The organism is Streptomyces sp. NPDC088766, assembly GCF_044750845.1.
In the GTDB taxonomy this organism is placed as follows: domain Bacteria; phylum Actinomycetota; class Actinomycetes; order Streptomycetales; family Streptomycetaceae; genus Streptomyces.
Window position 1 is genome coordinate 165,997 of sequence record NZ_JBIVKQ010000004.1, and the last position, 25,501, is coordinate 191,497.

At 73.2% G+C, this 25,501-nt stretch carries 29 protein-coding genes and 1 pseudogene; 3 read left to right on the plus strand and 27 right to left on the minus strand.

Annotation, left to right across the window (positions count from 1 at the left end; all coding sequences use genetic code 11):
• Positions 1-61: 61 nt before the first annotated feature.
• From ACIP5W_RS07925 to ACIP5W_RS07985, 13 genes are all read right to left on the minus strand, one after another.
• Positions 62-349: a gas vesicle protein K gene (locus ACIP5W_RS07925; protein ID WP_401468360.1), complete on the minus strand. Its 288-nt coding sequence runs from the start codon at positions 347-349 to the stop codon at positions 62-64.
• On the minus strand, positions 346-534 hold the full coding sequence (locus ACIP5W_RS07930; protein ID WP_363088727.1) for a gas vesicle protein: 189 nt from the start codon (positions 532-534) through the stop codon (positions 346-348). Before ACIP5W_RS07930 ends, ACIP5W_RS07925 begins: the two co-directional genes overlap by 4 nt.
• Positions 531-1,361: a GvpL/GvpF family gas vesicle protein gene (locus ACIP5W_RS07935; protein ID WP_401468364.1), complete on the minus strand. Its 831-nt coding sequence runs from the start codon at positions 1,359-1,361 to the stop codon at positions 531-533. The genes ACIP5W_RS07930 and ACIP5W_RS07935 overlap by 4 nt, the downstream gene beginning before the upstream one ends.
• Positions 1,358-1,699, minus strand: coding sequence for a gas vesicle protein (locus ACIP5W_RS07940; RefSeq protein ID WP_398095665.1), 342 nt, complete (start codon positions 1,697-1,699; stop codon positions 1,358-1,360). The genes ACIP5W_RS07935 and ACIP5W_RS07940 overlap by 4 nt, the downstream gene beginning before the upstream one ends.
• Positions 1,696-2,886 carry an SRPBCC family protein gene (locus ACIP5W_RS07945; RefSeq protein ID WP_401468367.1) on the minus strand — a complete coding sequence of 397 codons (1,191 nt, stop codon included), beginning with the start codon at positions 2,884-2,886 and terminating at the stop codon, positions 1,696-1,698. Before ACIP5W_RS07945 ends, ACIP5W_RS07940 begins: the two co-directional genes overlap by 4 nt.
• Complete coding sequence (locus ACIP5W_RS07950) at positions 2,886-3,551, minus strand: DNA primase (protein ID WP_401468370.1); 666 nt, start codon at positions 3,549-3,551, stop codon at positions 2,886-2,888. The genes ACIP5W_RS07945 and ACIP5W_RS07950 overlap by 1 nt, the downstream gene beginning before the upstream one ends.
• Positions 3,548-3,811 (minus strand): gas vesicle protein GvpG, encoded by a 264-nt coding sequence (locus ACIP5W_RS07955; RefSeq protein ID WP_401468373.1) that lies wholly within the window; start codon positions 3,809-3,811, stop codon positions 3,548-3,550. Before ACIP5W_RS07955 ends, ACIP5W_RS07950 begins: the two co-directional genes overlap by 4 nt.
• A gap of 29 nt (positions 3,812-3,840) precedes the next feature.
• On the minus strand, positions 3,841-4,593 hold the full coding sequence (locus tag ACIP5W_RS07960; RefSeq protein WP_401468376.1) for a GvpL/GvpF family gas vesicle protein: 753 nt from the start codon (positions 4,591-4,593) through the stop codon (positions 3,841-3,843).
• Positions 4,590-5,015 (minus strand): gas vesicle structural protein GvpA, encoded by a 426-nt coding sequence (locus ACIP5W_RS07965; RefSeq protein ID WP_401468379.1) that lies wholly within the window; start codon positions 5,013-5,015, stop codon positions 4,590-4,592. Before ACIP5W_RS07965 ends, ACIP5W_RS07960 begins: the two co-directional genes overlap by 4 nt.
• Before the next feature lie 73 nt (positions 5,016-5,088).
• On the minus strand, positions 5,089-5,487 hold the full coding sequence (locus ACIP5W_RS07970; protein ID WP_401468382.1) for a gas vesicle protein: 399 nt from the start codon (positions 5,485-5,487) through the stop codon (positions 5,089-5,091).
• Between the two features lie 105 nt (positions 5,488-5,592).
• Positions 5,593-6,516 (minus strand): non-homologous end-joining DNA ligase, encoded by a 924-nt coding sequence (gene ligD, locus ACIP5W_RS07975; protein ID WP_401468385.1) that lies wholly within the window; start codon positions 6,514-6,516, stop codon positions 5,593-5,595.
• 83 nt (positions 6,517-6,599) lie between these two features.
• Positions 6,600-8,456 carry a transketolase gene (locus ACIP5W_RS07980; protein ID WP_401468388.1) on the minus strand — a complete coding sequence of 619 codons (1,857 nt, stop codon included), beginning with the start codon at positions 8,454-8,456 and terminating at the stop codon, positions 6,600-6,602.
• A 4-nt stretch (positions 8,457-8,460) separates the two neighbouring features.
• On the minus strand, positions 8,461-10,191 hold the full coding sequence (locus ACIP5W_RS07985; protein ID WP_401468391.1) for an FAD-dependent oxidoreductase: 1,731 nt from the start codon (positions 10,189-10,191) through the stop codon (positions 8,461-8,463).
• 184 nt (positions 10,192-10,375) lie between these two features.
• Between ACIP5W_RS07985 and ACIP5W_RS07990 the strand changes: the two genes are divergently transcribed.
• Positions 10,376-10,810, plus strand: a complete 435-nt coding sequence (locus tag ACIP5W_RS07990) for an LLM class flavin-dependent oxidoreductase (RefSeq protein WP_401468394.1) — start codon at positions 10,376-10,378, stop codon at positions 10,808-10,810.
• Between the two features lie 107 nt (positions 10,811-10,917).
• Here ACIP5W_RS07990 and ACIP5W_RS07995 read toward each other — a convergent pair whose 3' ends face one another.
• On the minus strand, positions 10,918-11,397 hold the full coding sequence (locus ACIP5W_RS07995) for a phage holin family protein (protein WP_401468397.1): 480 nt from the start codon (positions 11,395-11,397) through the stop codon (positions 10,918-10,920).
• Between the two features lie 130 nt (positions 11,398-11,527).
• Here ACIP5W_RS07995 and ACIP5W_RS08000 point away from each other — a divergent pair, with 130 nt between their 5' ends.
• Positions 11,528-11,878, plus strand: coding sequence for a VOC family protein (locus ACIP5W_RS08000; RefSeq protein ID WP_401468400.1), 351 nt, complete (start codon positions 11,528-11,530; stop codon positions 11,876-11,878).
• Between the two features lie 48 nt (positions 11,879-11,926).
• Here ACIP5W_RS08000 and ACIP5W_RS08005 read toward each other — a convergent pair whose 3' ends face one another.
• Positions 11,927-12,826: an arginase family protein gene (locus ACIP5W_RS08005; RefSeq protein WP_401468403.1), complete on the minus strand. Its 900-nt coding sequence runs from the start codon at positions 12,824-12,826 to the stop codon at positions 11,927-11,929.
• Positions 12,827-12,915: 89 nt separating this feature from the next.
• On the opposite strand from ACIP5W_RS08005, the pseudogene ACIP5W_RS08010 reads away from it, so the two are divergent.
• A pseudogene (locus tag ACIP5W_RS08010) lies at positions 12,916-13,272 on the plus strand (DUF6204 family protein); the annotation flags it as partial.
• On the opposite strand, the gene ACIP5W_RS08015 reads toward ACIP5W_RS08010, so the two are convergent.
• The 12 genes from ACIP5W_RS08015 to ACIP5W_RS08070 form a co-directional block, all read right to left on the minus strand.
• Positions 13,247-13,861, minus strand: a complete 615-nt coding sequence (locus ACIP5W_RS08015) for a GNAT family N-acetyltransferase (protein WP_401468406.1) — start codon at positions 13,859-13,861, stop codon at positions 13,247-13,249. The pseudogene ACIP5W_RS08010 and the gene ACIP5W_RS08015 sit on opposite strands and share 26 nt — an antisense overlap.
• Positions 13,862-13,881: 20 nt before the next feature.
• Positions 13,882-14,130, minus strand: a complete 249-nt coding sequence (locus ACIP5W_RS08020) for a DUF1049 domain-containing protein (protein WP_401468409.1) — start codon at positions 14,128-14,130, stop codon at positions 13,882-13,884.
• 156 nt (positions 14,131-14,286) lie between these two features.
• Complete coding sequence (locus ACIP5W_RS08025) at positions 14,287-15,210, minus strand: LD-carboxypeptidase (protein WP_401468412.1); 924 nt, start codon at positions 15,208-15,210, stop codon at positions 14,287-14,289.
• On the minus strand, positions 15,207-17,159 hold the full coding sequence (locus tag ACIP5W_RS08030; protein WP_401468415.1) for a prolyl oligopeptidase family serine peptidase: 1,953 nt from the start codon (positions 17,157-17,159) through the stop codon (positions 15,207-15,209). Before ACIP5W_RS08030 ends, ACIP5W_RS08025 begins: the two co-directional genes overlap by 4 nt.
• 11 nt (positions 17,160-17,170) lie before the next feature.
• Positions 17,171-18,475, minus strand: coding sequence for a M20/M25/M40 family metallo-hydrolase (locus ACIP5W_RS08035; protein WP_401468418.1), 1,305 nt, complete (start codon positions 18,473-18,475; stop codon positions 17,171-17,173).
• Positions 18,468-19,301, minus strand: coding sequence for a M55 family metallopeptidase (locus tag ACIP5W_RS08040; protein ID WP_401468421.1), 834 nt, complete (start codon positions 19,299-19,301; stop codon positions 18,468-18,470). Before ACIP5W_RS08040 ends, ACIP5W_RS08035 begins: the two co-directional genes overlap by 8 nt.
• 228 nt (positions 19,302-19,529) lie before the next feature.
• A complete protein-coding gene (locus ACIP5W_RS08045) occupies positions 19,530-20,492 on the minus strand; it encodes a carbohydrate kinase family protein (protein ID WP_401468424.1) in 963 nt (320 codons plus the stop codon).
• A gap of 1 nt (position 20,493) precedes the next feature.
• The gene (metK, locus tag ACIP5W_RS08050; protein ID WP_401468427.1) at positions 20,494-21,657 is read right to left on the minus strand and encodes a methionine adenosyltransferase; all 1,164 of its coding nucleotides are present in this window, start codon (positions 21,655-21,657) and stop codon (positions 20,494-20,496) included.
• An 88-nt stretch (positions 21,658-21,745) separates the two neighbouring features.
• The gene (locus ACIP5W_RS08055; RefSeq protein ID WP_401468430.1) at positions 21,746-22,078 is read right to left on the minus strand and encodes an antibiotic biosynthesis monooxygenase family protein; all 333 of its coding nucleotides are present in this window, start codon (positions 22,076-22,078) and stop codon (positions 21,746-21,748) included.
• 89 nt (positions 22,079-22,167) lie between these two features.
• Positions 22,168-23,334: a 3-deoxy-7-phosphoheptulonate synthase gene (locus ACIP5W_RS08060; RefSeq protein ID WP_401468985.1), complete on the minus strand. Its 1,167-nt coding sequence runs from the start codon at positions 23,332-23,334 to the stop codon at positions 22,168-22,170.
• 151 nt (positions 23,335-23,485) lie between these two features.
• A complete protein-coding gene (locus tag ACIP5W_RS08065; RefSeq protein WP_401468433.1) occupies positions 23,486-24,178 on the minus strand; it encodes an O-methyltransferase in 693 nt (230 codons plus the stop codon).
• A gap of 76 nt (positions 24,179-24,254) precedes the next feature.
• On the minus strand, positions 24,255-25,064 hold the full coding sequence (locus ACIP5W_RS08070) for a hypothetical protein (protein ID WP_401468436.1): 810 nt from the start codon (positions 25,062-25,064) through the stop codon (positions 24,255-24,257).
• Positions 25,065-25,501: the final 437 nt, after the last annotated feature.

A 25,501-nucleotide genomic window follows, 5' to 3' on the forward strand; every position in this document is an offset into this window, starting at 1 on the left:
GCGCCCCCTCGGGCGGCGTCCCGTCGTCGGGGTCCCGTCGGGCGGCGTCCCGTCGGGCGCCTCATTCCCGGGGCAGCAGCGGTCCGAGCGGCCCGAGGTCCAGGTTCAGGTCCTCGGGCCGCAGGCCGTAGCGGTCGCGCAGTTCCGTCATCCGGTCGTCGAGCAGCATCAGCGTGAGCCCGATCCGCTCCTCCTGCTCCTCGGACAGGTCGCCCTGGTCGAAGCGGCGCAGCGCCTGCCGTTCCATCAGCTGACGCAGCAGCTCGACGACGGTGAGGACGAGCTTCATCAGATCCCGCTCGACCGTGTCGGGCTCGAGATCGACATGACGCTTGCGCGGCGTGGTCACGAAAGCTCCTCCCAGGGCGACGGAACATTCTCGTTCACGGAGCTGATCAGCGCGTTCAGGTCGATGCGGACCAGGTCGACGTCCGCGATCCGCAAGGTGATGTCGCCCTTGATGACGACCCCGCCGGCCAGCAGCCGGTCGAGCAGGTCGACGAGGGCGATCTCGCGGCGCTCCACGACGGTCATGAGCCCGCCTCCCCCGCGGTCCCGCCACCGCCCGCTTTCTGCGTGCCGCTCCCGGCGCCTTCCTCCGCGGCGGGCTCCACGAAGGAATACGCCGCCCACGGTCCCGTGAGTTCGACGCGCATTCCGGGTTCCTCGTCCTTCGTGCGGTCCACGAGTTCCACGAATTCCTCGGATTCCGTGCGGGGCACGAGATAGGCGGCATTCAGCACGTTCTGCCCCGAGGAGCGGGAGAGGGCGGAGTTCTGCGGTGCGTGGAGGCGGGCCGCGTCCGCGTGTTCCGACAGCAGGGAGTGCAGCCGGCCGGCGAACCGTTCCGCCCGCTGCCAGGTGTCCTCCTGCGCCCTCGTCTTCCTGCGCCGCTGGAGGAGGTAGTCGCGCCCCGAGGCGGGTTTCGCCGCCGCGGCGTCCGGGCCGGCGGCCTCCTCGCCCGTGGGCTCGACGTAGACCTTCACGCCCCATTCCACGCGCCCCTCCAGCCGGTCCAGGGTGCGGCGGAAGAACTCTTCGCGTTCCTCCATCATCACGCGGACGCCGCTGTCGTCACGGAAGACGGTGGCGAGCCGCAGGGGCAGGGGGGTGGTGACCGCGGTGAGCGCGTCGATGACCTGCTGGTGGCCGCGCGCGGTCGCGGCCAGCCAGTCCAGGTCCTCCAGGTGGGCGCGGAGCGGCTCCTCGGCGAAGTCCTGTGCGGGCACGTCGCTGACGACGGCGATCAGGCCGTGGTGGTGCAGCATCTTGGCCGGTGCGCCCGCCACACCCGTCAGCTCGGCCTGCAGGGGCGCGCCGACCGGCCGGCAGACGGCGTACACGTACCGCAGTCCGGTCATGAGGACTCCTCCCCGGTGCGGGCACGGCCCGGCTCCAGTTCCTCCAGGCGAGCCAGTCGTTCACGCAACTCGGCGTTCTCCTTGGTGAGTTGGTCACGTCTGGCACGGGTGGACAGTGCCGGGTCGTCCTCCCACCAGTCGATGCCCATCTCCTTGGCCTTGTCGACCGAGGCGACGATGAGGCGGAGCTTGATCGTGAGCAGTTCGATGTCGAGCAGGTTGATCCGGATGTCACCGGCGATGACGATGCCCTTGTCGAGGACTCGTTCCAGGATGTCCGCGAGGTTGGCGCCGCCGCCCTGGCCGTACGGTTCCGGCATCCGGCTCGGCATGCTCATCGACGGCTCCTCCTGTCCTCGTCCTGCGGGGCCTCTTCCTCGTCTTCCTCGTCGTACTCGTCGTACTCGGCCTCGGGCTCGCCCTCCTCGTCCTCTTCGTACTCGGCCTCGGGCTCGGGCTCACCCTCCTCCTCGTCCTCTTCGTCCTCCTCGTACTCGCCCTCGGGCTCCTCGTCGTACTCCGCCTCCGGCTCGTCCTCGTCGTACTCGCCCTCGGGCTCCTCCGACTCCTCCGACTCCTCCGACTCCTCGGGCTCCTCCGACTCCTCCGACTCGCGCTCCTCCTCCTCGAGGGCGTCCTCGTGGGAGCGGACGACCTCGCCGTCGCGGATCTCGCCGCGCCAGCCGTCCTCCGCCTCCCCCTTGATGGTGATGAAGCGGGCGAAGTTCTTCAGGTCGAGGCGGGCACGACGGCCCTGGGCACGCCAGATGTTGCCGGTCTTCTCGAACAGGCCCGTCGGGTAGTACTCCATGACCAGCACGACACGGGTGAGGTTCTCGGCGATCTCGTGGAAGGAGACGACGCCCTTGGTGGTGCCCTTGGCGCCCTCGGACGTCCAGGAGATCCGGTCGTCCGGGACCTGCTCGGTGGTCTTCGCCTTCCAGCTCCGGTTGGACCAGAAGACCTTCAGCTGCCAGTCGCTGGTGGTGTCGTCGGCGCGGCTCGCGCTCTTGACGCCCTTGGCGAAGGTGCTGAAGTCCTGGTACTTGGTCCACTGGTCGTAGGCGGTGCGCAGCGGCACGCCGACGTCGATCTGCTCCATGATGACGGTGGGCTTGGAGCCCGACCCGCTCTTGCCCTTGCCCTTGCCCTTGCCCTTGCCCTTGCCGCCACCGAGGTTCTTGAAGGCGCCGGTCACCTTGTCCTTGATGTTCGAGGCGCCGAGCTCCACGGCGGTGCGCATCGGGCTCTTGCCCTCGGCCAGCTTGCGGCCTCCGTCGAGGGCCATCTTGGCCAGACCGGGGCTCTTGCCCTCGGCGATGTCGTTGAGTTTGCCGGTGGTCTCACCGAGCTTGCGGCCGAAGCCGACCAGCACGCGCTGGGCCTGCGCGGCGAGGTACTCCTGCGCCTCCGCCTTGAGCCGGTCGGCGGCCTCGCTCTGCGCGAGGTCCGTCAGCGGGTTGCCGCCTGCCTTGTCCGTCGCCTTGCCGGCCGCGGACTTCGCCGATCCCAGTGTCTCGGTCATCACTCACCGCCTCCCTTCGGCCGCCGGGCCCGCGACGCGGTCTTCGCGGCCGTCTTCCGGGCCGCGCCGGCGGTCTTCCGCGAGGCCGCCCCGCGCGCGGGCGCCTTCTTGGCAGGGGCCTTCTTGGCAGGGGCCTTCTTCGCCGCGGTCTTCTTGGCCGCCGCCTTCTTGCGCGGCGGCTCCTCCTCTTCGGCCTCTTCCTCGTCGGCCTCGTCGGCCCGGTCCTCGGCGTCCTCGTCGTAGTCCTCGTCCTCGTCGCGCGCGGACTCGGGCTCCTCGTACTCGTACTCGTCTTCGTCGCCGTCGTCCGCCTCGTCCCGCGACTTCCCGCCCGGCACGTCGGGGACGACACCCTCGAGCTCGTCACGGACCCGGTTCGTACGGCTGTGCAGCCGGTCGGCGAGGGCGCTCATCTGCCGCTCGACCATCGCGCCCGAGGCTGCCTTGCCGACACCGCGCAGTTCTCCGCGGAGCTGTTCGGTGATCTCCTTGAACTGCGGGTTGTCCTTGAGCTGCTGGGACACCAGGTCGGCCACGCCGCGCGGGGTCAGGTTCAGCTTCTTGCCCGCGACCATCGAGCCCACGGCGAGCGCCAGTTTCATCTTCTTCGTACGTCCCAGGAGGTATCCGGCCCCTACCGCGAGGCCCAGTCCCACTCGGTTCATCGTGCTGTCCCGTCGTCGGTTCCCGTACTCCTGCGCATGGCGGTGTCCAGCCGGTCGAGGAGCTCGTCCTCCATCCGGTCGAACTCCTCCTCCGTGATCGACCCGTCCTCCAGCTGCTCCTCGAGGCGGGAGAGCTCGGCCCGAACCGTGGCGGGGTCGTAGTAGATCCGCTCGGCCTCCTGAACGACCTGCCGGATCACCCAGCCGCTGCCGCGCACCGGGGCGAACGGCAACAGCAGCACCTCTGAGATCAGGCCCATCTCCCTGCTCCTTCGCTGGTGTGCCCCCGCTAGCCGGCCGCCGGTACGGCGGGCTTCGCGGGGCCGGGCTCGACGAAGCTGTACGGCGGCAGCGGGCCGTTCACCCGCACCTCCAGGTGGGGACGGCTCTCGCGCAGTCCGTCCGCCGCCTCCAGGAAGCGCGCGGCCTCGTCCCGGTCCACCAGGAACGAGACGTTGGCGAGCCAGCCGGTGGACTCGGGACCCGGCTCGACGCTCGCCGCGAGGGGCTCAAGGACCCGCTGCACCTCCGCCGCGTCCTCGGCCTCGCGGGCCTTGACCGCGGCCGCCACCATCTCGCCGAGCTGGATCTTCTGCTCGTACGAGCCGCCGCCGGCCTGCCGGTTCGCCTCGGCCATGGCGCGCAGCTCGGGGCTGTCCGCCATCACCTGGTGCAGTACGGCGTCCTCGACGTGGGAGGCCTTGATGTTGTACTCGACCTTGTTCTCCAGGGCCCGCAGCCGCTCCAGGTAGTGCTCGGCGCGCTCGGTCAGGACGCCGGTGACCGCGTCGTCGTCGGGGGCGACGCTGCCGAACCGCATGGGCAGCACGCACCCCTGCGCGCCCGCCTCGCCGAGGACGGTCTGGTGGGCGAGGAGATCGCGGCGCTTGGGCCGGAGGTTCTCGGGGGCGTCGCTGACGACGGCCGCGAGATCACCGGCGTGCAGCACCCGTACCGGCAGCGGGGGCTCTCCCACCCCGCTCAGCCCCTCCGGGAGGGCGGGGTGCGAAGCGGCGGTGATGCCGTAGACGTAGGTGGTCACTCCTGCTCCTCCTTCCGGCGGGCGGACGTCGACTTGCGCGCACGCGGCCTGGACTGGGTCTCGCCTTCCTCACGGGCCTGCTTGAAGGCGCCGGAGATGGTCTCGGCGGCGCCGGACAGCGCCCCCTTGGACTTGCCGCGCGCTCCGGACTCGGTGACGTCGCCGACGATCTCGGGCAGGCCGGGGCTCTTGCGCGGGCCCGCCTCCAGGTCGAGGCGGTTGCACGCCTCGGCGAACCGCAGGTAGGTGTCGACGCTGGCCACGACGACCCGTATGTCGATCTTCAGGATCTCGATGCCGACCAGGGAAACCCGCACGAAGGCGTCGATGACGAGCCCCCTGTCGAGGACGAGTTCCAGAACGTCGTAGAGGCCACTGGAGCCGCCTCCGCCACCGGACTGTTGTGCCGGGACCACGGTCATGCCGACCGCACCTCCTTGTGTGTGATGAATGGATGAATGGTTGTGGAGCCGGGCCGTTCGACGGGCGAACGGCCTACCGGCCACCGGGCCGTGCGTCGGCCCGCCCGCGCTCGTAACGGCGGACGCGGCGGTAGCCGGTCAACTGGCCCTCCGGGTCGAGTTCGACCTCGTAGCTGCCCATGAGGCTCATGGTGTCGGGCACCCGCTCGAGCTCGAGGACCTCAACCTCCAGGGACCAGCCGTTCTCGGTCTGCGAGAAGGACGAGACGCTCTCGGCGGTCATGCCGGTCAGCTCGGCGAGCTGGGCACGCGCCTGGCGCAGCACCTCCATGGGCTTCGGCCGGTCGTCCGTCACGGTGTCGTCCCTGCCCTCGTTCTGGTCGTCGGTCGGGGAACCGCCCTTCGGGCGTCTCCGCGAAGTCCGCGCGTTTCGTGAAGCCTGTGTATCTGCCGTGTTCTTCGTGTTGGACATGGCCACCTCTTCCTTCCGTGTGGCCGCAAGGACCATGGCCAAACCTTCAGGAGCGCACGCGTCTGCGCCGACCGCCGGACGTCCCGCACCCCGGCGGTACATGCATCAGCCACGCAGAGCGTCGAGGCGGCGCCGGGCGGGTCCCAGGGCACGTCCCCGGCCGCTCGTCCCGGACCACGGCCGGGTCCGGGCCTGCTCGAGGGCGTCGGCGAGGGTCCACCGGCGGGGCCCGAGACCGGGGTCGTCGAGCTGGTCCCGGCCGATGGGCATGGCGACGGGGGCGCCGGGACGGGCGCGCACGGTGAAGGGGGCGACGGCGGTCTGCGCGTAGCCGTTGCGCTGCACGTCGAGGTAGAGGCGCTCGCCCCGGTCCTTCTTGCGGGCGGCGGTGGTCAGCTTCTCCGGGTGCTCGGCGGCGAGCAGCTCGGCGGCGTCCCGCGCGAAGGCGCGCACCTCGTCGAAGCCGTGCTGTCCGTTCAGGGGGACGACGACGTGCAGTCCGCGCGAGCCGGTGGTCATCGGGGCGGAGGGCAGCCGCACCTCGTCGAGCAGGTCGCCCAGCCACCGGGCCGCCTCGCGCACGGTGGCGAAGTCGTCGCCGGAGGGATCCAGGTCGAAGACCATCAGGTCGGGGCGGTCGGCCCGGCCGGCCCGCGACAGCCAGCGGTGGAAGGTGAGGCAGGCCTGGTCGGCGAGGAACACCAGGGTGGCGGTGTCGTTGCAGAGGGTGTGCAGGACGGTGCCGTCCTCCTTGCCGACCCGCGCCCGGGTGATCCACTCCGGGTAGTGCCCGGGGGTGTTCTTCTGCATGAACCGGGGGCCGTCGACGCCGTCCGGATGCCGTTCCAGCATCAGCGGCCGGCCGCGCAGGTGGGGCAGCATGAACGGGGCCACCGACCGGTAGTACGTCACCAGGTCGCCCTTGGTGTACTCCTCGCCGTCGGGACCGGCCGGGAAGAGCACCTTGCCCGGCCGGTGGACCTCGACGGTGCGGCGTCCGGCCCGCACCCGGCGAACGTCGCCGTCCACGGGACGACTGTCATCGCCCTCAGGACGACGGCCGCCGTCACCGTCCGGACGGCCGCCGTCGTTCCGGGACCGACGGCCGTCGCTCACGGGACGACCGCCGTCTCCACCAGCAGCCGGGCGGAGGCGGCGATCGACTCGGCGTCGATGCCCGCCGCGTGCAGTTGCTCCTCGGGGCTCGCCGAACCCGGCATCGTCCGCACGGCGAGCCGCACGAGGCGGGGCACCGGACGTCCGTCGGTGAAGGCGTCGAGGACCGCGTCGCCGAGCCCGCCCTCCTCGTGGTGGTCCTCCACGGTCACCAGGCAGCCGGTCTCCTCGGCGGCCCGCCGCAGGGTGGCCCGGTCGACGGGCTTGACGGAGTACAGGTCGATCACCCGGACCGGGATGCCCTCGGCGCCGAGGGCGTCGGCGGCCTTCAGCGCCTCGTGCACGGTCACGCCGGCCGCGACGACGGTCAGCCGGTCGTCGCCGGAGGAGCGCAGCACCTTGCTGCCGCCGACCGGGAACTCCTCGTCGGGCCCGTAGATCACCGGGCTCTCGCCGCGCGAGGTGCGCAGATAGCGGATGCCGTCGAGCCCGGCCATGGCGGCGACCAGGTGGGCGGTCTGGTTGGCGTCGCACGGGTACAGGACCGTGGAGCCGTGCACGGCCCGGAACATCGCCAGGTCCTCCAGGCCCATCTGCGAGGGCCCGTCCTGGCCGATGGCCACCCCGGCGTGCGAGCCGACCAGGTTGATCCCGGCGCCGCTGACCGACGCCATGCGCACGAAGTCGTACGCCCGGGTCAGGAAGGCCGCGAACGTGGAGGCGAAGGGCACCCAGCCGCGGGTGGCCATGCCGACCGCGGTGGCGACGAGCTGCTGCTCGGCGATGTAGCACTCGAAGAAGCGGTCGGGGTGCTCCTCGGCGAAGAACTCGGTGCGGGTGGAGTCGCCGACCTCCCCGTCGAGGGCGACGACGTCGCCGCGGGCCGTACCGAGGGCGGCGAGGGCCTGCCCGAAGGCGTCGCGGGTGGCGACGCCCTTCTCGGGGTCGCCCTTGTGCCAGCGGGGCAGGTCGAGACGGCCGGTGGGCACGGAGTGCAGCATGCGGGTGGCGGGCGGCTCGTGCACCTCGACGCGCAGGTCGCGGACGCCGCCGAGTTCCGCGATCGCCTCGTCGGCGTCCGGCAGCGGCTTGCCGTGCAGCCCCTCGCGGTCCTGGACGGCCTCGACGCCCCGGCCCTTCAGGGTGCGGGCGAGGATCGCGGTGGGCCGGCCCTTGGTGGAGACCGCCTCGCCGTACGCACGGTCGACGGCGTCCACGTCGTGCCCGTCGACCTCGACCGTGTGCCAGTCGAAGGCCTGGAAGCGGCGGGCGTAGGCGTCGAGGTCGTGGCCGTGCCGGGTGGGGCCGCGCTGGCCGAGCCGGTTGACGTCCACGATCACCGTGAGGTTGTCCAAATGCTCGTGGCCCGCGTGCTCGGCGGCCTCCCACACCGAGCCCTCGGCCATCTCGCTGTCCCCGCACAGCACCCACACCCGGTGGTCGAAGTGGTCCAGCCGCTGGCCCGCGAGGGCGATGCCCACGCCCACGGGCAGTCCCTGGCCGAGGGAGCCGGTGGCCGTCTCGACCCAGGGCAGGCGCTGCGGGGTGGGGTGTCCTTCGAGGCGGCTGCCGAGTGCGCGGAAGGTGAGGAGTTCCTCGTCGTCGATGGCGCCGGCCGCCTTGTACGCCGCGTACAGCAGCGGGGAGGCGTGGCCCTTGGAGAGGACGAAACGGTCGTTGGCCGGGTGTGCGGGGCGGTCGAAGTCGTAGCGGAGGTGGTTCGCCAGCAGGACGGCCATCAGGTCCGCGGCGGACATCGACGAGGTCGGATGCCCGGACCCCGCGGCGGCGGAGGCACGGACGCTGTCCACTCGCAACTGCTGTGCGAGCTCGCTGAGTTCGGCGGTGTCCATCGGGTTACTGCTCTCCTTCTCGGGGGAGGGGACGCGGCTGGTCACCGGCGGGCCCCGGGCCGGGCCGGTTCCCGGCGGGCTCGCCGCCGGGCCGGTTCCTCGCCGGTTCGCCGCCGGGCCGGTTCCTCGCGGGCTCACCGCCCGGCTGGTTCCTCGCGGGCTCACCGCCGGGCCGGTTCTTCGCGGGCTCACCGCCCGGCTGGTTCCTCGCGGGCTCACCGCCCGGCTGGTTCCTCGCGGGTTCGCCGCCGGGCTGGTTCCTCGCCGGCTCCGGTGCCTGGCGGTTCCTGGCCGGCTCGCTCTTCACCGGCTCGGGGGTCGGTGAGGTGATCGTCCGGGAGGTGTCGTCACCGCCGCCTCCGCCCAGGGCCTTCTGCCCGCCGGTGGCGGGGACGCCGGCCGCGGACGTCGCGTCCCGCTGCCGTTCGCGCCCGTCCGGCATCCGTGCCAGTTCCGGCGAGGCCGTGTCCAGGGGCACCGACCAGGACCGGACGAGGCCCAACTGGACGGCCTGGCGCGGCAGTACGGCGTCCAGCAGCCAGTCGGCCGCGACGCGCACGCGGTTGCCGGGCATGGCGGCCAGGTGGTAGCCGCGGGTGACCGCGCCGGCCGGCAGCCCCGACAGCGGGACACCCAGCGGGTTCGCGGCGGCCTTGACCCCGCCGAGGTCGACGACGAAGCCCAAGTCCTTGTGCCGGTAGGGCCGCAGCTCGCGCCCGGTCAGCGAGGCGGCGATGTTGTGTCCGGCGACCTTGCCCTGCCGCCAGGCGTGCTGCGCCGTCATCGGCGTGTACGCCCCCGGCTTCTCCAGATCGGGGACGGCGGCGGCGTCACCGCACGCGAACACCTCGGGCCGGCCCGGCACGCGCAGGGTCGGCTCGACGAGGAGCCGCCCCCGCTCCATGGGCAGCCCGAGGGACTCCGCGAGGGGATCGGGCCGTACGCCCACGCACCACACGAGGGTGCGGGTGCCGACGAACTCGCCGTCGGTGAGCAGGACTCCGTCCGGGGTGGCCTCCTTCACGGAGGTCCCCATCCGCACGTCGACACCCCGTTCGCGCAGCACCCGGTCGGCGGTGGCGGAGAGCCGTTCGTCGAGTTCGGGCAGGACCCGGTCGGCGACGTCGAGCAGCAGCCAGCGCGGCCGCATGCCCTTGCGCAGGGGGTGGGCGCGCACCAGCGCGTCGGTGAACAGCTGCCCGTGGGCGGCGACTTCGGTACCGGTGTAGCCGGCGCCGACCACCACGAACGTACAGCGGGCCGTGCAGAGTGCGGCGTCGTCGGCGGCGGGGGCCAGTTCGACCTGGCGGGTCACGTGGTCGCGCAGGTAGAGCGCCTCGGGCAGGCCGCGGAAGCCGTGCGCGTGCTCGGCCACGCCGGGGATGGGCAGCAGTTTGTTGACGCTGCCGGCGGCCAGCACCAGCCGGTCGTAGCCGAGGGTGCCCGTCTCGCCCTCGGGGCCGGTGTAGTGCACGGTGCGCCCGTCGAGGTCGATGCGGCCGGCCTCGCCGAGCACCAGCCGCACGTCCGGCAGGGTGCCGGCGAGGGAGACGGTGACCCGGCGCGGTTCGAGGATGCCGGCGGCCACCTGGGGCAGCAGGGGCAGGTAGAGGAAGTAGTCGGTCGGGTTCAGCAGGATGATGTCGGCCCGGCCGCGGGCCGCCCGCGCGAGGGTGCGGGCCGTGCGGTACCCGGCGAAGCCGGCTCCGACGATCACGATGCGGGGTCGACTCACGTTCGCCTCCGGTGGCCCCGCGCCGTCCGGGCCGCGGGGAAGTGTGTCGTACGGGGGTTTCCGCGTCCCCCGGGGCAGGCCCGCCAAACGTCCGCCGGTCCCTGCGGGGGCGCGGTTTCCCGCTCGCGCGCGGGGTAACCCGGACCGCGACCGCCCACCCGCCGCACCCCAGCGGAGGTCCCCCATGCCCGAGTACGGCTGTTTCCTGTCCTGCGGGGAGCTCGGCCCCGCGGACCTGGTCGAACAGGCGCGGACGGCCGAGCAGGCCGGCTTCACGGCGCTCTGGATCTCCGACCACTACCACCCGTGGAACGACGCACAGGGCCGGAGTCCGTTCGTCTGGTCGGTGATCGGCGCGCTGTCGCAGGCGGTGTCGCTGCCTGGCGAGATGGGCCAGGTGCTGCCCACACCGAGCCACTTCGAGCAGCTGGAGCCGCTGATCACGGAGGAGACGGTGGCCGGGAACACGGTGTGCGGCGACGACGTGGACGCCCATGTCACGGCGCTGAAGGCGTTCGCCGACGCGGGCTTCGACCGGATCCACGTCAACCAGATCGGCCCCGACCAGCGCGGCTTCTTCGACTTCTGCCGCACGAAGGTGCTGCTGCAGCTTCCCTGAGCCGCGGTTTCCCCGAGCCGCCGGACCGGGCCGGGGCCGAGGGCTCGGCCCCGGCCCCACCCGGCCCCGGTCACCACGACGGTCCTGCCAGGCGTCCACATCGTGCGTCAGGCCCGGTGGTGGGGTGTCCCGGGGGCGATACCGCCGGGCCGCGGCGCCTCGCCCGGCGCGGGGACGCCCACGCCGGGCGCGGTGGGCGGCATCGGCGGGTAGGGCGTACCCGGGCCGGTCGCCGCGCCCGTGGACGGTGCGGCGGGTCCCGGCCGTGCGGACGGGTCCGTACCGTGGTGGGCCGGGTGCGGGCGGGCGGCGCCGCGCAGGACGTGGGCCAGCACGCCGAGGAGGGCCGCGGTGATCAGCGCGGCGGCCCAGCCGGGCAGCCCAATGTCGAGGGCGAGGCCCACGGCCAGCGCGAGGGCGGCTCCCGCGTACAGGGCGAGCGCGCCGGAGGCGGCGTACAGCGCGGCCCTGCGGCGCTGCTTGCGGGTCTGTTCGCGCAGTTCCTCGCGGATGGTCTCGCGTGCCACCTGCGCCAGCTCGTCGACGAGGTGCTTGTCCAGATGCTCCAGGTGATCGATGCGTTCCATGCCTCCCGGGTACCCGGCGCCATCGGCCGGTAACGCGGTGCGGTGCGGGTGCGCGGGCCCTGCGGGGGCCGCCGAGGGGATCGGGTGAAGGGATCTCCGCGGCCCGTCCGGCCCAACTAGGCTTTCGTGCATGAACATTCTGGGAGCCACCCTGCGTGTCTGTGTGGACGATCTGGAAGCCGCCGTCCCCTTCTACGAGCGTCTCTCGGGCGCCCCGGCGCTGCGCTTCGAGCGCGGCGGCGTGCGGGTCGCCGCGGTCGGCTGCTTCCTGCTGATGAGCGGGCCCGCGGCCGAGCTGGAGGTGCTGCGCAAGGTCGCCGCGACGATCGCCGTGACCGACGTCGACCAGGCGCACAAGACTCTGGACGAGCTGGGCGCGGACATCATCGCGGGGCCGGTGGCGACCCCGGCGGGCCGCAACCTGATCGTGCGGCATCCGGACGGCGCGGTGTACGAGTACGCGGACCGCCGCCCGGCGTGAGGCAGGCGGCGTGAGGCAGGCGGCGTGAGGTAGGCGGCGGGCGGCGGTTCAGGAGCGGCCGAGGGCGGCGACGACGAGGTCGGCGAGCAGCACGCCCGCGGTGCCGTCGGGGTCCAGGTCGGGGTCGTAGACGGTGACGTTGAGGCCCGCGCAGCGCGGCGAGGCGAGCAACGGCCTGAGCAGCGCAACGAGTTCGTCGGGGAAGAGGCCGTTGGGGTCGGGGCTGTCGACGGCGGGCATGACCGTCGGGTCGAGGACGTCGGCGTCCAGGTGCACCCAGAAGCCGTCCAGCTCGGGGATCCCGAAGGCGCGAGCGGTGGCCCCGCCGAGCGCCTCGGGGCCGTGCTCGCGCAGTTCGCCCACGGTGACGACGGGCATCCCCAGGGCCGCGGGTTCGGCGGTGTCGTCGGCGAACTCGTCGCGGATGCCGAGGAACCGCACGTCCTCGTCGCGCAGATAGGGCTTGAGTCCCTCCAGGTCGGTGAGGTCGTCCTGGCCCCGGCCGGTGGCGAGCGCGACCTCCTCGCCGGCCGCCGCGCCGACCGCGGTCGAGTTGCCGGGGTGACGGAAGTCGTGGGAGGCGTCCACCGCGGCCAGCCCGTACCGGCCGATGCGGCGCAGCGCGAGGGAGGCGCCGAGCTGGATCGAGCAGTCGCCTCCCAGGACGACGGGGAAGTCCCCGGCCCGCACATGCCGTTCGACGCGGTCGGCGAGCCGGCGCGTGTAGGAGGCGAGGGCGGCCGCGTTGAAGACGCCGTCGCCCTCCCGCCAGTCCCCCCGGTCGTAGCGCGGGGGGACGACGACCCCGCCCTCCGCGGCGCCCAGCCTCCGCACGATCCGCTGGTCGCGCAGGGCGCCCGCGAGCTTGTGGCAGCCGGGCACGGTGCCGGGGGCGGGCGGGCGCAGCCCCAGGTTGGAGGGAGCGTCGAGCACCACGAAATTCCGCATGCCCGGCATCCTCGCCGACGTACAGTCGGGCGTTCAACGGCTTTCCCGCAGGACGCGCGGGACACGCGGGACACGAAGGAGCGGACGCGGTGAGCGAGCAGACGACCGAGCGGCACACCTACCGGGTCATCGTCCGGGGCACCTGGGACGGTCTGACGGAGGTGGCGCGTGCCCGGCTGCTCGCCGGGGCCGGCGAGCACGGCCTGACGAGCATGCGGTTCACCGAGGAGGGCTCGCTGACGTACGAGCCGGCGCCGCTGAAGCACTTCTCGCTGCGTTACGTGGTGGTCTCGGACGCGGCGGACGGCGAGGAGATGGCGGGCGCGCTCGCCGAGGAGCGCGCCGAGACGACGCTGCGGGAGCTGGGCTACGGCTTCACCGGTCTGAAGTCGACGGTCACGGACCTGGACACGATGAAGATCAACCGGAAGGGCGGCCGGTCCCGGGGGAACGCGGGGCATCCGGGGAACGCGGGGCATCCGGGGAACGCGGGGAGCGCATCTCGGCGGTGAGCGCCCACCGCTCGTGGTCGCGCCAGTCACCGTCGATGTAAATCATCTTCGGGGAGAAGCCCTCCAGCCGGAACCCGCAAGCCCGCGCGAGGGCGATCGAGGCGGCGTTGCCGGGCTGCACGTTGATCTCCAGCCGGTGCAGCCGCATCGGCCCGAAGGCGTGGGCCACCACGAGGCCGAGCCCCTCGCGCATCAGTCCGCGCCCGGCGGCGTGCGCGAAGGCGCCGTAGCCGAGCGCGCCGCACTGGAAGCCGCCCCCGACGATGTTGTTGATGTTGATGAACCCGGCGAGGGCCCCGTCGTCCAGGGTGCACACGAGGAACCCGGCCTTCGTCGGGTCCTCGATGAGCCGTCCCGCGTAGGCCCCGTACGCCTCGGTGGTGGCCGGCGGGAACAGCCACGGACGGTGCAGGTCCCTGCTCTCCCGGACCCGGGCCGTGAACTCGGCCGCGTCGGCGTGGGAGAAGTGGCGTATGCCGACGCGGGAGCCCTCGGCGAGGTGGCGGGATGTGGGGTGCGGCATCGGGCCAGCGTACGGCGTGGTCAGTCGCGCCGTCTGACGGCGTACGCGCCGCACAGCGCGCCGACGGCCCCGGTGGCGAGCATCGCCGTCCACAGCGGCACCGTCACCGTCGCCTCGGGGACCAGCAGCCTGATCCGGGTGGAGCCGGTGTTCTCGAAGATGAAGATCAGTGCGAGGAGGGCGAGCGCCAGGACGGTGATCCGGGTGGGCGTCGGCGCGCCACCCGTCCCGCTGGTCTTCCCGCCGCTCTCGGAGGTCTTCGGACTCATACGACCAGGGTGGGCCCGCCGGAGCCCTCCCGCGCGGCGGAGGACTGCCCGCGGGTGACACCCCGGCCACCCGCCCCGGCCACCCGCCCCGGCCACCCGCCCCGGCCACCCGCTCCGGCCGGCGGTGGCCGGGCGGGTGACGGGCCCGGCCGGGGGTCAGCTCAGGGCGGACGTGGCGAGGGTGAGCGTGCCGGTGTCCGCGTCGAGTTCGGCGGCGACCCCGAAGGGCACCGTCAGTGCGCCGTCGCAGTGGCCGAAGCCGAGTTCCTCGACGACCGGCACGCCGAGCCCGCCGAGCCGGTCGGCCAGCACGGGCCGCAGTTCCGCGTAGGGGCCGCACTGCGCCCAGGAGCCCAGCGCGATCCCGGCGACGCCGTCGAGCCAGCCGGTGCGCAGGAGGTGGGTGAGCGTGCGGTCGACGCGGTACGGCCGTTCCCCGACGTCTTCCAGGAGCAGCAGTCCGCCGCGGGCGCCGGACCGGGTGTGCGGGGTGCCGTACCCGGTGGCGAGGAGGGTGAGGCAGCCGCCGAGGGTGACGCCGCGGGCCCGGCCGGGAGCGAGGGCGGTGCCGGTGGAGGTGAGGGTGCGGACGGTCTCCGGGGCGAACAGGGTGGCCTTGAGGTGTTCCTGGGCGCGGGTGTTCTTCACGAAGTCGAGGCCGGCGGCGACGGGGCCGTACAGCGTGACCAGGCCGAGGCGGACGGCGAACGCCTCGTGCAGGGTGGTGCTGTCGCTGAAGCCGAGGAACACCTTCGGTCCGGCGGCCCGCATGGCCTCCCAGTCGAGCAGGTCGACCATGCGCTGGGCGCCGTACCCGCCGCGGGCGCAGATCACCGCGTCGACGGACGGGTCGCACCAGGCGCGCTGGAGGTCGGCGGCCCGGTCGGCGTCGGTGCCGGCCAGGTGGGGCAACGCGCCGTGCACGTCCAGGACATGGGGTGCGGCGAACGGGTCGAGGTCCCAGCCGCGCAGCAGGTCGAGGCCGGCCTGGAGCCGTTCCTCGGCGACGGGTCCGCTGGGCGCGACGACCGCCACCCGGGCGCCGGGGGCGAGCCGGGGCGGCCGCACGAGTTCCTTCACTTCGACAGCTCCAGGACGGGGATGCCGGGCACGTTCAGCCCGAACACCTGCGCGTACAGGGACAGTTCGGCCTCCAGGGCGCGCGCCACCGTCTCGGCCCGCCGGAAGCCGTGCTCCTCGCCCTCGAAGGCGAGGTAGGCGTGCGGCACCCCGCGCCCCGCGATGCGGGCGAGGAGCCGTTCGGCCTGGGCGGGCGGACAGATCACGTCGTCGAGGCCCTGGAGCAGCAGGAACGGTACGCCGATGCGGTCGGCGTGCTCGACGGGCGAGCGTTCCGCGTAGCGGGCGGGCACCTCGTCGAGGGGGCCGACCAGGGTGTCGAGGTAGCGCGACTCGAAGTCGTGGGTCTCCCCCGTCGCCCAGGCCGTGAGGTCGAGGACGGGGTAGCTGATCGTGGCGCAGGCGTAGACGTCGGTGCCGGTCAGGGAGGCTGCGGCGGTCCAGCCGCCCGCGCTGCCGCCGCGGATCGCCAGCCGGCCGCGGTCGGCGGTGCCCTCGTCGGCGAGGGCGAGGGCCACGGCGGCGCAGTCCTCGACGTCGACCACGCCCCACTGCCCGCGCAGCCGGTCCCGGTACGCGCGCCCGTATCCGGTCGACCCGCCGTAGTCGACCTCGGCGACGCCGATGCCGCGGGAGGTGAAGTAGGCGATCTCCAGGTCCAGTACGAGCGGGGATCGGCCGGTGGGCCCGCCGTGCGCCCAGATCACGTAGGGCGGCAGTTCGGCGCCGGGGGCGACGCAGCCGGGGTTGTGCGGCGGGTGGACGTGGGCGTGGATCTCACGGCCGTCGGGGCCGGTGAAGGTGCGGATCCGCGGTTCGGGGTAGTACGCCGGGTCCACGGTGTCCTCGTGCCGGGCGCCGATCGCCCGGGCGCGGCCGGTGCGCGCGTCCAGCTCGACGACCTCGTGGGCGCTGCGCGGGCCGGCGCCGACGGCGACGACCCGCTCCCCGTGCACGGCGAGGGTGGAGGCGAACTCGGTCCAGGGCCCGGCCACGTCGACGACCTCACCGGTCTCGGGGTCGAGGACGCCGAGCGCGGCGGCCCCGCGGCCGTGCACGACGGCGACGAGGCCGTCCGCCAGCGGGGCGAACCAGCGGTGGCCGAGCTTCCAGAGCGCGCCGCCGAACTCCTCCTCACGCGGGCACACGGGCCGGTGGTCCCGGTACAGGTTCCACCAGCCCGTACGGTCGCTCGCATACAGCAGACAGCCGTCCGTCGACCAGTCGACCTGCGCGATCGACTCCTCGGGACCGCCGGCCACCACGAGGGGTTCCCCGAACGTCCCGTCGGCACCGACCTCGGCGACCAGCGCCTCCGTGCCGTCCCACGGCATCCGCGGATGGTCCCAGGCCAGCCAGGCGGCCCGCCGGCCGTCGGGCGACAGCCGGGCCCCGGTGACGAACCGCCGCCGTTCGTCGGTGAGTTCGCGCACGGCACCCCGGTCCGATGCCGCCGACCCGTCCAGCGGTACGGCGGCCAGGACCCGGCGCACGTCGGTGGGACCGTCGCCGGTGAACTCCTCCAGCACGCACCACACTTCGTCGCGCCCGGCCGGGAACTGCGGTTCCGCCCAGCGCAGTCCGCCGCCCACCTCCGACACCGGGGTCAGCGGACGGGGCTCACCGCCGGGCTCGCAGGCGTACAGGCGCTGGTCGGCGAAGTGCACGAACACCACCAGGGCCCGGCCGCCCAGCACCTGGCCCGCCCAGGGCTGTCCGCCGTACTCGAGGACCCTGCTGCGCACGTTCCACGGCGCAGGCAGGACCGACTCCTCGGTGCCGTCGGCCCGCCGTCGCACCAGCGTGCGCCGACCGCCCTCGGTGGGCCGGGGGGCCGTCCACCACACCTCGTCGCCGACGAAACCGACGTACTCGGGGCGCCCGTCGTGCGCGGCGGCGAGACGCGCGTCGAGGGGGGAGGGCCAGGTGCCGTACGGCAGGTTCTGCACGTCTCGCTCCTCTAGGCCGTGCGCAGGAAACGGTCGAGGACGTCGACGCCGAAGTGCAGCGCCTCGACGGGGACCCGTTCGTCGACACCGTGGAAGAGGGCCTGGTAGTCGAGGCCCTCCGGCAGCCTCAGCGGGGCGAAGCCGTAGCCGGTGATCCCGAGCCGCGAGAACTGCTTGGCGTCCGTACCGCCGGACATGCAGTACGGCACCACGTGCCCCTCCGGTGCGAACTCCTCGACGGCCGCCCGCATCCTGGCGTACGTCGGCGAGTCCACCGGCGCCTGGAGGGCGACCTCGCGGTGCTCGAACTCCCAGTTCACGTCGGGCCCGGTGAGCGCGTCTAGGGTGGCGCGGAACTCGTCCTCGCAGCCCGCGAGATACCGTCCGTCGACGTACGCCACCGCCTCCCCCGGAATCACGTTGATCTTGTAACCGGCGTCCAGCATGGTCGGGTTGGCGCTGTTGCGGACGGTCGCCTCGACCAGTTTGGCCGCCGGGCCGAGCTTCTCCAGCAGACCGTCCACGTCGTCCAGGTCGGCCTCGATGCCGTAGAGGGCGGCGAGTTCGGTGAGCGCGGCCGTCACCGTGGGGGTGAGCCGCAGCGGCCACTCGTGCTCGCCGATGCGGGTGATCGCGGCGGCCAGCCGGGTCACCGCGTTCTCCCGGTTGACCTTGGAGCCGTGTCCCGCGCGTCCGCGCGCGGTCAGCTTCAGCCAGCCGGTGCCGCGTTCGCCGGCCGCGATGGGGTAGATCTCGCGTCCGGTGCCGTCGTGGAAGGTGAACGCGCCCGACTCGCTGACGCCCTCCGTGCAGCCTTCGAAGAGGTGGGGGTGGCGGTCCGCGAGGAACCCGGAACCGTCCTCGGCGCTGGCCTCCTCGTCGGCGGTGAAGGCGACGACGAGATCGCGCCGGGGCCGGACGCCCCGGCGGGCCCAGGACCGGACGACGGCGAGGATCATCGCGTCCATGTTCTTCATGTCGACGGCGCCGCGCCCCCACACGACGCCGTCGCGCACCTCCCCGGAGAAGGGGTGCACGCTCCAGTCCGCGGGCTCGGCCGGCACCACGTCCAGGTGCCCGTGGACGAGCAGGGCGTCCGCGGACGGGTCGGTGCCCTCGATGCGGGCGACCACGTTGGTGCGGCCCGGCGTGCGCTCCAGCAGCGTCGGCTCCAGTCCCGCCGCGGCGAGCTGTTCGGCCGCGTACTCGGCGGCGGGCCGCTCCCGGCAGTCCCCGCCGCCCCGGTTGGTCGTGTCGATCCGGATGAGGTCCGAGGTGAACCGGACGACCTCGTCCCTCGCCTGCCCGTCAGCCATACTGTTCCTCCACCGCGGCCGAGACGACCGTCGTGACCGCTTTGAACGTGCGAATGCCCTCGTACATGGTGCCGCTGGTGTAGGCGACCCTGCGCTCCCCGGTCCGCGCCACGCCCGGCACCACGGTCGCGGCCATCGCCAGGTGCTCGGCGTCGAACTCCACGGCGACGGTGAACGGCCCCGCGTCCACCGGCTCCCGGCGCACCGCCAGCCGGGCGGCCTCCCTGGCCGCGGCCCGGATGTCGGCGGCGGTCCTGGCCGGGGTCCGGCACACCGCCGCGTACCGCGACACGTGGTCCTTGACGGCGACCTTCAGCGCCTCGGGCGCGTACCCGAGCGCGTCCTCGCAGGCCACGTCGTCGCCGGTGACCAGCACGACCGGCACCCCGTACTCGGCGACGACCCGCGCGTTGAGCAGCCCCTCGCTGGCCCGTACGCCGTTCAGCCACACCCCGGTGATGGAGTTGGCGAGGTAGGTGTGGGCCAGGACGCCCTCCGCGCCGGCGCCGGCGTGATAGCCGACGAACGCGATGCCGTCGACGTCGCCGTGCTGGACGCCCTCCACCATCGACAGCGACTTGTGCCGCCCGGTGAGCATCTGCGCCCGCTCGTCGAGCCGCTCCAGGAGCAGGTTGCGCATCGTCCAGTGCGCCTCGTTGATCAGGACCTCGTCGGCACCGCCGTCGAAGAACCCGAGGACGGCCGCGTCGACGTCGGAGGTGAACAGCGCCCGGCACCGCTCCCACTGCGGCGTCCCCGGCAGCACGTCGGCCGGCCAGGTCACGCCGGTGGCGCCCTCCATGTCGGCGCTGATCAGGATTTTCATGCGCGCGTCCGTCCTCTCCCGGAAAACCCCCTGAGCTTAACGGTCCGTCGCCGAAGCCTGTCGCGCCCCGGGCACGGGTGTGTCCGTCGTGGAGGTGGGTGAGGGGGAGCAGGGCCCGCCGGGCCGCGGCCGGACGCCGCCGTCGGGTACCAGGGGCGCGGCGATGTTCCCCCGGGGTGCCGGCCGGACGACCGCGACCGGTCCCGGCGGTAACGGCCGGCCCGGCCGTTACCGGGACGCGCTCCCGGCGATGCCCGCGGGCCCGTAGGCCGCGGTGAGCAGGGTCGGAAGGTCGTCCGGGGCGACGTCGTAGGACTGGGTGCCGACGGCCGCCAGCGCGAGGCTCGCCAGGACCGAGCCCGTCCGCGCGCAGCGCACCGCGTCCAGGCCCGCCGCCAGGGAGGAGAGGTAGCCGGCGCGAAAGGCGTCGCCGACCCCGGTCGGGTCGGCGACGACGGCCGCCGGGGCCGCCGGGACGTCCACGGGCGGCTCGCCCGCCCGCTCGACACGGCTGCCCTTCTCGCCGAGCGTCGTCACCCAGGTGCCGACCCCGGCCAGGACGTCGGTGTCGGACCAGCCCGTCTTCTCGAGCAGCAGCCCGTGCTCGTACTCGTTGGTGAACAGGTGGTCGGCGCCCTCGACGAGTTCGCGGATCTCGGCCCCGTCCAGGCGGGCCAGCTGCTGGGACGGGTCGGCCAGGAAACGGACACCGGCGGCCCGGCAGGCCCGGGTGTGCCGCAGCATCGCGGCCGGGTCGTCGGCCCCGATCAGCACCAGGTCGACGCCCGCCCCCAGGACCCGCGCGAGGTCGATGGCGGAGGCCTCCGCCATCGCCCCCGGGTAGAACGACGCGAGCTGGTTGCCGTCCGGGTCGGTGGTGCACAGGAAGCGGGCGGTGTGACGGGTGGCGGAGACGCGTACGGCGCTCGTGTCCACCCCCAGGCCGCCCAGCCGGATCCCGTACGCGTCGAAGTCGGCGCCCACCGCCCCCACCAGCATCGGGCGGTGCCCGAGCCGGGCCAGCCCGTACGCGATGTTGGCGGCGACCCCGCCCTCCCGGATCTCCAGGGTGTCCACCAGGAACGACAGGGAGATCCGGTCGAGACGGTCGGCCAGCAACTGGTCGGTGATCCGGGCGGGGAAGGTCATGAGGTGGTCGGTGGCGATGGAGCCGGTGACGGCGATCCTCATCTCACACCCCGGCCGCGGCCCGCAGCGCGGCCGCCCGGTCGGTGCGCTCCCAGGTGAAGTCGGGCAGCTCGCGGCCGAAGTGACCATAGGCGGCGGTCTGCGCGTAGATCGGGCGGAGCAGGTCCAGATCACGGATGATCGCGGCCGGACGCAGGTCGAAGACGCCGACGACGGCGGCCTGGATGCGGTCCACCGGCAGGGTCTCGGTGCCGAAGGTCTCCAGGAACAGACCGACCGGCTCGGCCTTGCCGATCGCGTACGCCACCTGGACCTCGCAACGGGACGCCAGCCCTGCGGCGACCACGTTCTTGGCTACCCAGCGCATCGCGTACGCCGCCGAGCGGTCCACCTTCGACGGGTCCTTGCCCGAGAAGGCACCGCCGCCGTGCCGGGCCATGCCGCCGTACGTGTCGATGATGATCTTGCGGCCGGTCAGGCCGGCGTCTCCCATCGGACCGCCGACCTCGAAGCGGCCGGTGGGGTTCACCAGCAGCCGGTAGCCGTCGACGTCCAGTTTGATGCCCTCGTCCAGCAGCGCCCTCAACTCCGGCTCCACCACGAACTCGCGGATGTCCGGGGCCAGCAGGGACTCCAGGTCGATGTCGGAGGCGTGCTGGGAGGAGACGACGACCGTGTCGAGGCGGGCGGCGCGTTCGCCGTCGTACTCGACGGTGACCTGGGTCTTGCCGTCGGGGCGCAGGTAGGGGACCGCGCCGTTCCTGCGGACGGCCGTCAGCCGCTGGGAGAGGCGGTGGGCGAGCCGGATGGGGAGCGGCATCAGCTCGGGCGTCTCGTCGGTCGCGTAGCCGAACATCAGGCCCTGATCGCCGGCGCCGCCGGTGTCCACACCCTGCGCGATGTCGGGGGACTGGGCGCCGATGGACACCGAGACGCCGCAGGAGGCGCCGTCGAAGCCCTTCCTGGAGGAGTCGTAGCCGATCTCCAGGATCTTGTCGCGCACCAGCTGCGGGATCGGCGCGTACGCCTTGGTGGTGACCTCGCCGGCCACGTGCACCAGGCCGGTCGTGATCAGGGTCTCCACTGCGACCCGGGAGGCCGGGTCCTCGCGCAGGAGAGCGTCGAGGATCGTGTCGCTGATCTGGTCGGCGATCTTGTCGGGGTGGCCCTCGGTCACGGACTCCGAGGTGAACAGGCGACGGGACATGACGGGGACGTCTCCTTACCGGCGGGCGGGGGCGGCACCGCACCGCGAGGCCGCGGTGCGGTGCCGGACGAGTGCGGAGCGGACGGCGTCAGCCCTCCGGGTGGTGGACGGCGAAGACCGTGTACGCGTGCGGGTCGGGCTTGGCCAGCGCGGCCGCGCGGTCGCGGTAGACCTGGACGTCCGGGTCGTCCATGGTGGCCTTGATGGCGCGCTTGCTCTCCCACTGCGCGTAGTAGACGAGACGCTTGCCGTCGAGGCTGGTCATGATGTTCACCGAGATGCAGCCGGGACGGTGCCGGATGAACTTCTCGGCGCCCTCGCTGAGCACCTCGGCCAGCTCCGTCTGCTTCTCCGGCTCCACCTCGAAGACGTTGATCATCGCGAAGGTTCCGTCGTCGGTGCGGATGACGGTCTCGGACATGGTGTCTTTCCTCTCCACTGGGCTTGCTCACGGGGCTGCGGTCACCGGCTCCTCGAGGCGGACTCGAGGTGCCGTCGGGACGGGGGTCTTCACGCGGGCGGGTCCGCCCACGCGCGGGCCACCTCCACCGCCTGGGCGGGGTTGAGGCGGGGGTCGCAGTGGGACGCCGGGCCGCCGGTCCGGCCGGGCGCGGTGTCGAGTTCCGCCGGGTCCGCCCAGACGCACTCGGCGACGTCGTACGGCGTGGTCTCCAGATGCAGTCCGGCGGGCGTGCCGCCGGCCTCGGCGACGACCCGCAGGAAGGTGCGCACCTCCTCGATCACCGTGCGCACCGAGCGGACCTTGACGCCCGACGGCGACCTGACGGTGTTGCCGTGCATCGGGTCGCACAGCCACGCCACCGGATGGCCGGCCTCGCGCACGGCGGCGACCAGCGGTGCCAGCGCGTCGCCGACGGCCCCGGCGCCCATCCGGGCGATCAGCGTGAGCCGTCCCGGCTCGCGGGCCGGGTCGAGGCGGGCGCACAGCGCGAGCAGTTCCTCCGGCCGGGTCGTCGGACCGACCTTGCACGCGACCGGGTTGGTCACCTGAGCGAGCATCATGACGTGCGGCCCCTCCGGGTGGCGGGTGCGCTCGCCGATCCAGGGCAGGTGCGTGGAGGCCAGCAGGATGTCCCCGGCGGCGGTCCGCCGCAGCAGCGGCAGCTCGTAGTCGAAGACGAGCGCCTCGTGGCTGGTCCACACCGGCGCTCCCGCGGGCAGCGCCCAGGCGCTGGTGCGCTGCCGCAGGCAGGAAACGGCGCGGTGGGCCGCGTGGTAGCCGTCCAGCAGCCGGCGGGGGTCGGGGCGGCGGGCCGCCCGGGTCGGCTCGGGACCGTTGACCAGGTGGCCCCGGTACACGGGGAGTTCCACCCCGTCCACGACCTCGGTGGGCGCGCTGCGCGGCTTGGCGAACTGGCCGGCGATCCGGCCGATGCGCACCACGGGCCTGCCCGTGCCGGCGGCCATGATCCCGGCCAGCGCGTCCAGCAGCCCGGCCTTGCGCAGGACCGCCGGAGGTTCGCACTCCGCCGGGTCCTCGGCACAGTCGCCGGCCTGGATCACCAGGTAGTGTCCGGCGGCGGCCTCGGCGAGCAGGGTCCGCAGCAGGCGGACCTCCTCCGAGCCGGCCAGGCCCGGCAGCCGGGCCAGTTCGGCGCGGGCCGCCGCCACCTGGACGGGGTCGTCCCAGTGCGGCTGCTGTTCGGCGGTGCCCAGATCGCGCGGGAAGTCCTCGTCGAGGCCGTCGAGGGGGTGCTCCGTCGTGAGCGTGTGCGGCGGGTGTCCGGGACGGGGCGGCCCAGTCACGGTCGTCCTCCTGTGGGTCGGGGCGGCTGGTGGGGCGGGGCCGGGGATCCGGCGGGCGCCATCAGAACGGCGACTCTCCGGCAGGCAGCCGCCGTGCCATGGTCAGACCGTCCGCGACCGGCAGCATCACGAGCTGGACGCGCTCGTCCCGGCGGGCGTGCTCGTTGAACTTGCGGATGGCGGCCGCCTTCTCGCCGGGGAAGTCGGCGATCACCTCGCCGCTGAAGAGCGTGTTGTCGACGAGCAGGAGCGCGCCGGGCTTCATCCGGGGGACCAGTTCCTCCCAGTAGGAGATGTAGCCGGGCTTGTCGGCGTCGATGAAGGCGAGGTCCAGGTGCGGTTCGGCGGGCAGGGCCCGCAGCGTTTCCACGGCCGGGCCGAGCCGCAGCTCGATGCGGTCGTCGACGCCCCCGAGGGCCCAGAACTCCCGGGCCGTCGCCGTCCATTCGTCGGAGACGTCGCAGGTGATCAGCGAACCGCCCGGCGGCAGCCCGCGGGCCAGGCAGAGCGAGGAGGTGCCGGTGAAGGTGCCCACCTCGACGATGCGGCGGGCGCCGAGCAGCCGCACCAGGAAGGTCAGCAGGGCGCCCTCCTCGGGCGCGACGACCATGTGTGCCTGGTCGGGGACGACCGCCCTGGTCCGCTCCGCCATCTCCACCAGGAGCGGGTCGGGGGTCATCCGGCCGGCGGTGAGCAGGTAGTCGTGGAGGTCGGGGGTGAGCGCGATGTTCCTGAGCGTTTCGTTCCGCAGCACGGGGTGACTCCCGGTGGTCGTAGGGACGGGTGCGCAGGGTGGGGACGGGGGTGGGCAGGGACGGGGCACGCCCGTCTCAGACGGCCGGGCGGGGAACGGGGGGCGGCCACCTGTCGTAGGCCCGGCGGACGGCGTCGTCCTGGCGGGGAAGGGCCGCGGTGACCTCGCGCAGATCGCCGGCGCAGTGCAGTTCGAAGCGGCGCCGGCCCGCGGGGCGCGCGGGATCACGGACGAAGTACAGGACGGTCGAGCCGTCGGGTGTGCCCTCGTGCGGGTTGTGGCCGCCGCCCTCCCACAGCAGCCCGGCCTCGGCGTGCCAGGCGGTGACGAGCCGCCGCAGCAGCGGCCCCTGCGGGCGGCGGACCACGAACGCCGTGTGGTCCTCGAAGCGGTGCGCGGCCTCCGACTCCTCGATCCGCCGGTCGAACGCGCGGCTGTCGCGGGGGAAGAGGAACACCTCCACCGCGGGGTGCCGCCGTCCGTCCGGCAGATCGAGGCGCAACCGCGTGATGTGGACCTCGCTCCGGGCCGGGTCGAGGCCGTGACGTTCGCTCAGCCGCCCCCGGACCACCGTGCTCGGCACGGTCGGCGAGGGAGCCAGCCCGGCCCGCTCCAGGTCGTGCAGCCCGGCTGCGAGGGTGGCCGGGAACAGCAGCACCGCGCAGTGGTCGAACACGCAGTCACGTTCCGCCAGTGACACCGCCGCGCCCCGCGGCGGGACCGGCGCGAGGAGGTCGGACACCGGTGCCGTGGAAGCGAGGCGGGCGTCCCGGATGGTCTCGTCCAGCCGGCGCAGATCGGCGCCGGAGAATGCGCCGCCCCCGCGCCTTCCCGCGGACGTCAGCGCCATTTCCTCGGTTTTTCCAGAAGGACGAACGAAGGTCATTGATACCTCCTGCATCAGGGCCGACGGAATTCTGTGTCGGTCTTCGGCCGCCGGGCAAGAGCAACTTTGCGGGGTGCGGGTCACGGAGAGGGGAAAAGGGCGCACGGGACTCCAGCGCACCCGGCTGAACAGGAAAAACGCAGATAGTTCGCCCTTCTCGATGACTCTCATCGGACCAGCCGATCGACCGCGCCGACCCTCGTTCCGACCCCTTCCACAAACGGAACTCGCTATTTCTCTATTGAGATTCCTTACCGTCCGGGGAGCCGCGGGTTTCCCACGCGCAGCGAATCCCGCGACAGGGCTGCATTCGGTTCCGCCGATGGACCTCATCGGCGGAACCGAACAGAGGGTGCGGGCCGCCCGAAAACAGTTCCCACACCCAACCGGAACCGCTTCGATAAGGCTTCTCTATCCGGGCGTGGCGGCGAATGCCC

Bases quoted from the DNA above. Each gene is read 5' to 3' on its own strand.
- ACIP5W_RS07930 (WP_363088727.1), bottom strand. From the start codon at position 534: ATGACCGTCGTGGAGCGCCGCGAGATCGCCCTCGTCGACCTGCTCGAC.
- ACIP5W_RS07935 (WP_401468364.1), bottom strand. From the start codon at position 1,361: ATGACCGGACTGCGGTACGTGTACGCCGTCTGCCGGCCGGTCGGCGCG.
- ACIP5W_RS07940 (WP_398095665.1), bottom strand. From the start codon at position 1,699: ATGAGCATGCCGAGCCGGATGCCGGAACCGTACGGCCAGGGCGGCGGC.
- ACIP5W_RS07945 (WP_401468367.1), bottom strand. From the start codon at position 2,886: ATGACCGAGACACTGGGATCGGCGAAGTCCGCGGCCGGCAAGGCGACG.
- ACIP5W_RS07950 (WP_401468370.1), bottom strand. From the start codon at position 3,551: ATGAACCGAGTGGGACTGGGCCTCGCGGTAGGGGCCGGATACCTCCTG.
- ACIP5W_RS07955 (WP_401468373.1), bottom strand. From the start codon at position 3,811: ATGGGCCTGATCTCAGAGGTGCTGCTGTTGCCGTTCGCCCCGGTGCGC.
- ACIP5W_RS07965 (WP_401468379.1), bottom strand. From the start codon at position 5,015: ATGACCGTGGTCCCGGCACAACAGTCCGGTGGCGGAGGCGGCTCCAGT.
- ACIP5W_RS07970 (WP_401468382.1), bottom strand. From the start codon at position 5,487: ATGTCCAACACGAAGAACACGGCAGATACACAGGCTTCACGAAACGCG.
- ACIP5W_RS07980 (WP_401468388.1), bottom strand. From the start codon at position 8,456: ATGGACACCGCCGAACTCAGCGAGCTCGCACAGCAGTTGCGAGTGGAC.
- ACIP5W_RS07990 (WP_401468394.1), top strand. From the start codon at position 10,376: ATGCCCGAGTACGGCTGTTTCCTGTCCTGCGGGGAGCTCGGCCCCGCG.
- ACIP5W_RS07995 (WP_401468397.1), bottom strand. From the start codon at position 11,397: ATGGAACGCATCGATCACCTGGAGCATCTGGACAAGCACCTCGTCGAC.
- ACIP5W_RS08000 (WP_401468400.1), top strand. From the start codon at position 11,528: ATGAACATTCTGGGAGCCACCCTGCGTGTCTGTGTGGACGATCTGGAA.
- ACIP5W_RS08005 (WP_401468403.1), bottom strand. From the start codon at position 12,826: ATGCGGAATTTCGTGGTGCTCGACGCTCCCTCCAACCTGGGGCTGCGC.
- ACIP5W_RS08015 (WP_401468406.1), bottom strand. From the start codon at position 13,861: ATGCCGCACCCCACATCCCGCCACCTCGCCGAGGGCTCCCGCGTCGGC.
- ACIP5W_RS08020 (WP_401468409.1), bottom strand. From the start codon at position 14,130: ATGAGTCCGAAGACCTCCGAGAGCGGCGGGAAGACCAGCGGGACGGGT.
- ACIP5W_RS08035 (WP_401468418.1), bottom strand. From the start codon at position 18,475: ATGGCTGACGGGCAGGCGAGGGACGAGGTCGTCCGGTTCACCTCGGAC.
- ACIP5W_RS08040 (WP_401468421.1), bottom strand. From the start codon at position 19,301: ATGAAAATCCTGATCAGCGCCGACATGGAGGGCGCCACCGGCGTGACC.
- ACIP5W_RS08045 (WP_401468424.1), bottom strand. From the start codon at position 20,492: ATGAGGATCGCCGTCACCGGCTCCATCGCCACCGACCACCTCATGACC.
- metK (WP_401468427.1), bottom strand. From the start codon at position 21,657: ATGTCCCGTCGCCTGTTCACCTCGGAGTCCGTGACCGAGGGCCACCCC.
- ACIP5W_RS08055 (WP_401468430.1), bottom strand. From the start codon at position 22,078: ATGTCCGAGACCGTCATCCGCACCGACGACGGAACCTTCGCGATGATC.
- ACIP5W_RS08070 (WP_401468436.1), bottom strand. From the start codon at position 25,064: ATGACCTTCGTTCGTCCTTCTGGAAAAACCGAGGAAATGGCGCTGACG.